Here is a 3,009-nt window from a genome sequence, read left to right on the forward strand (position 1 = left end):
CTTCCTCGCGCCAGCGAGCCTCACTTCATGCCGAAGGCAGCCTTGCGTATTATTCCGCTCTTTCCTACCCCCAACCCGCCATCCGCAACCTCGGTAAATTTTTCTACTCCTTCACTCTTGCTACGGAGCTCCTCTCTATCAATTCTGGTTTGTGAACAACTCTGTGAGTATTGGAGCCATTTAGCATATCTAGAAGAATCTCGACTGATTTCCTTCCTACCTCTTCTTTAGGGTGGGCGAAGGTGGTGAGGACTTCTCTGAAATCCCCGATTGGTCCGTCATCGAATCCGATTACGGAGATATCTTCGGGTATATTCAAGGCCAGTCTTTTGGCTACTAACTGAAGCTGAAGAGCGGTCGCGTCATTGTAGCAGAATACTGCTGTCGGACGCAGCTGAGCGGGGAGAGACATGAGTTCGTGAGCTATCTGCATAGGCGCTCCAGTGAATTCCGAGACGTTGAAGGACTTCTCGTAAATCTTTGTGAATCCAAGCTGCTTGCAACGGTCGACGAAGCTCTTGGCCCTTATGACGCCAGGCAGATGTGTTGACTTGTAGATTACAGCAACTCTCTGGTGACCGTATTCAAAGAAGATTTCCGATGCCTTTTCCCCTCCGTAGGCGTCATCGAGGACATTGCAGCTTACGTTATCAATATTCCAGTCACTGTGGACGAGAACGATCTTCACTCCAGATTTGGCCATCGACTGTACGAGATCCTTGTTTGACCTCTTAGTCGCGCTGTAGACGGGGTCGATTATCAAGCCCTTCACTCCTGATTCGATCCACTCTGAAAGAATCTGCCTCTCCTTCACTGGATCTTCAGCAGAATTACCTAACAACATCTTGTATTCGTTCCGGAAGAGATAATCTTCAGCTCCGAGAACAATATAGGGAAATATGTAGCTGGTTATCTGTTGCACAAGAATGCCGACAAGGTGGTTGTCGCTTCCATAACTGACGAAGGTTCCAAGGCCCGGTCTTCTGACTATCGCAGCCTTGAAAGAGAGCCGATCCAAAGCCTTTCGGACTGTTTCTCTGCTGGCACTAAACTTGTTCATCAATTCCTTTTCTGTGGGGAGTTTATCCCCAACGGAGTATTTCCCGGACTTGAGTTCTTCGAGCAAGTAACGTTCAATGAGAGTGTACTTTGGAGTGATGGCAATCGCCCCCAGTTAGAATGTACGTACATATAGGATTTTACACTTCAATGTTAGTTGAGTCAAGTTTTCTTAGCAAAGACCTAGCCTCGATCGATATTTGCCTTTCAAAGGTTATACGGAGAACAGACCCTTCTGACAGAAAAGAGAACACCTGCCGGTGAGAATAGCCGCAAGGCCCTTTCCAGAGCTTCTTTTCGAGAAGATCGAGATGATATACTTCAATCGGGAGGTGGAAATGATGAAGAAATTACTGCTTGTAGTATTGATCGTTGTGGTTCTTTCTGTTTCTGCGTATGGATACACTTTCAACTCAAACAATATCGGAGCTTCAATCGCATACTTTCCCTTTATCCTTCAAACCTACTCGGCAAGGGGATATTATCACTTCGGTTTCAAGATAACGAATCCCTGGAGTATTGGCCCGATAGATTTTACTCAAGTTATGTTGTACGCCGGTCCCACAGTTTCCTACAGCTATGACAACGTTCATCACAGTTTTGAGGCAGGCATCAGCGGAAGACTCTTTTCTGCAATCGAGAATCTCTCTTTCAATCTTTTTGAAAGAAGATTCATGATTGCCGTGGGCCTAAGAGGTTCATCTACCTTCTCTTTCTCGACACTGAAGCTCGCAAAGCCTCAAATATCTCCGGCTCTGAGCATTATCGATGTCACCAAAATGACAGACAGAATGAATTACTCGTTGTTCTTCTGGCCGCTGCCGGTGCTCCTGGGATTTGATCTGTACTTCTAATTGTTCAACGATGTTGTTCCTTAGTGCTCTTGCTTCCTACAATAATAGGAGTTCGCAGAGAAGAATGAGCTCCTCCGGCTGAAGGATTTTTCTGATATGAAAACTACTGAGAGGATGTGGTCCGCTTATGAGAGTATTCTCTGTTATGGGCAGTCCAAGATTGAAGGGAAATACTATGCTTGTTCTGGATAATTTCATGAAGGGAATGAGAGAGGGACATGATAAGCTGGAACTGAAATCTGTCTTTCTACATGGTAAGAGGATCGAACCGTGCGCGGGCTGCGACAAATGCAAGAATGATGGCGAATCCTGCGTAATTGAAGACGACATGCTTGATCTTTATGGAGAAGTCGTTGCAGCCGATGTGATTGTCTTCTCTACGCCTATTTACTGGTGGAACATGAGTGCTCAGTTGAAGACTTTCCTCGACAGATTGTACGCGCTCGACTACGAAAAGGCCTTCAAAGGAAAGAAGTTTGTTCTTCTCATGACTTACGGTGGTGAGGATCCTAATTCTGGAGCCGAGATTGTCGAAAAGAGCATGAGAGAGATCTGCGACTTTGTTTCTATGGAGTTTTTTGCGAGCTTCGGAATGTGCAGCGAATTGAGTGAAGATGAAAGAGCGGAGGCTCTTGAAAAGGTCTACAATCTTGGTCTTGACCTTTGAGCTCTATGCAGAACCAGTAGAACTTTGAAAGAATCCATTTGGCTTGAGTCCTTTCAGAGTCGAAGATAGCGTTGAATTCCCTCCAAGGGAATTATGAGATTCGAATCTCTGCCACATTCAGATAGTGCCCCTTTCTATTCCAATCATTACCCACACCATCTTCTATGAAGCTCGTCTCTTGCTCTCTCATCATCTCGTGGTTTTTGACCAAGAACCTGGACGCCCAGCGTCGGAACGATGAACCGCTCTTATTCCCTTGATCTTAATTCCCAGTTTTAGCGCTCATCATTACCCACACCATCTTCTATGAAGCTCATCCGTCTCTTGCTCTCTCATCATCTCGCGGCTTCTAATGAAGAACCTGGACGCCTAGTCTCGGGTGAACTGCTCTTCTGCTCTTGATCTTAAATCCCCGCTTGAGCGGGGGGG

3 protein-coding genes are annotated in these 3,009 nt (G+C 46.1%); 2 read left to right on the plus strand and 1 reads right to left on the minus strand.

Annotated elements, in window-relative coordinates; translation table 11 throughout:
- Positions 1 to 103: 103 nt before the first annotated feature.
- On the minus strand, positions 104 to 1,159 hold the full coding sequence (locus tag B3N33_RS11345; RefSeq protein ID WP_349680397.1) for a GntR family transcriptional regulator: 1,056 nt from the start codon (positions 1,157 to 1,159) through the stop codon (positions 104 to 106).
- Positions 1,160 to 1,400: 241 nt separating this feature from the next.
- On the opposite strand from B3N33_RS11345, the gene B3N33_RS11350 reads away from it, so the two are divergent.
- Both B3N33_RS11350 and B3N33_RS11355 read left to right on the plus strand, forming a co-directional pair.
- Positions 1,401 to 1,913, plus strand: coding sequence for a hypothetical protein (locus tag B3N33_RS11350; RefSeq protein WP_214060031.1), 513 nt, complete (start codon positions 1,401 to 1,403; stop codon positions 1,911 to 1,913).
- A 127-nt stretch (positions 1,914 to 2,040) separates the two neighbouring features.
- Entirely contained in the window at positions 2,041 to 2,580 is a 540-nt protein-coding gene (locus B3N33_RS11355) for a flavodoxin family protein (protein ID WP_214079864.1), read from the plus strand.
- Positions 2,581 to 3,009: the final 429 nt, after the last annotated feature.

Source organism: Mesotoga sp. UBA5825, assembly GCF_002432955.1.
Classification (GTDB): Bacteria; Thermotogota; Thermotogae; order Petrotogales; family Kosmotogaceae; genus Mesotoga.

Excerpts from the sequence above, each read along its gene's own strand:
- B3N33_RS11350 (WP_214060031.1), top strand. The coding sequence starts at position 1,401 with ATGAAGAAATTACTGCTTGTAGTATTGATCGTTGTGGTTCTTTCTGTT.
- B3N33_RS11355 (WP_214079864.1), top strand. The coding sequence starts at position 2,041 with ATGAGAGTATTCTCTGTTATGGGCAGTCCAAGATTGAAGGGAAATACT.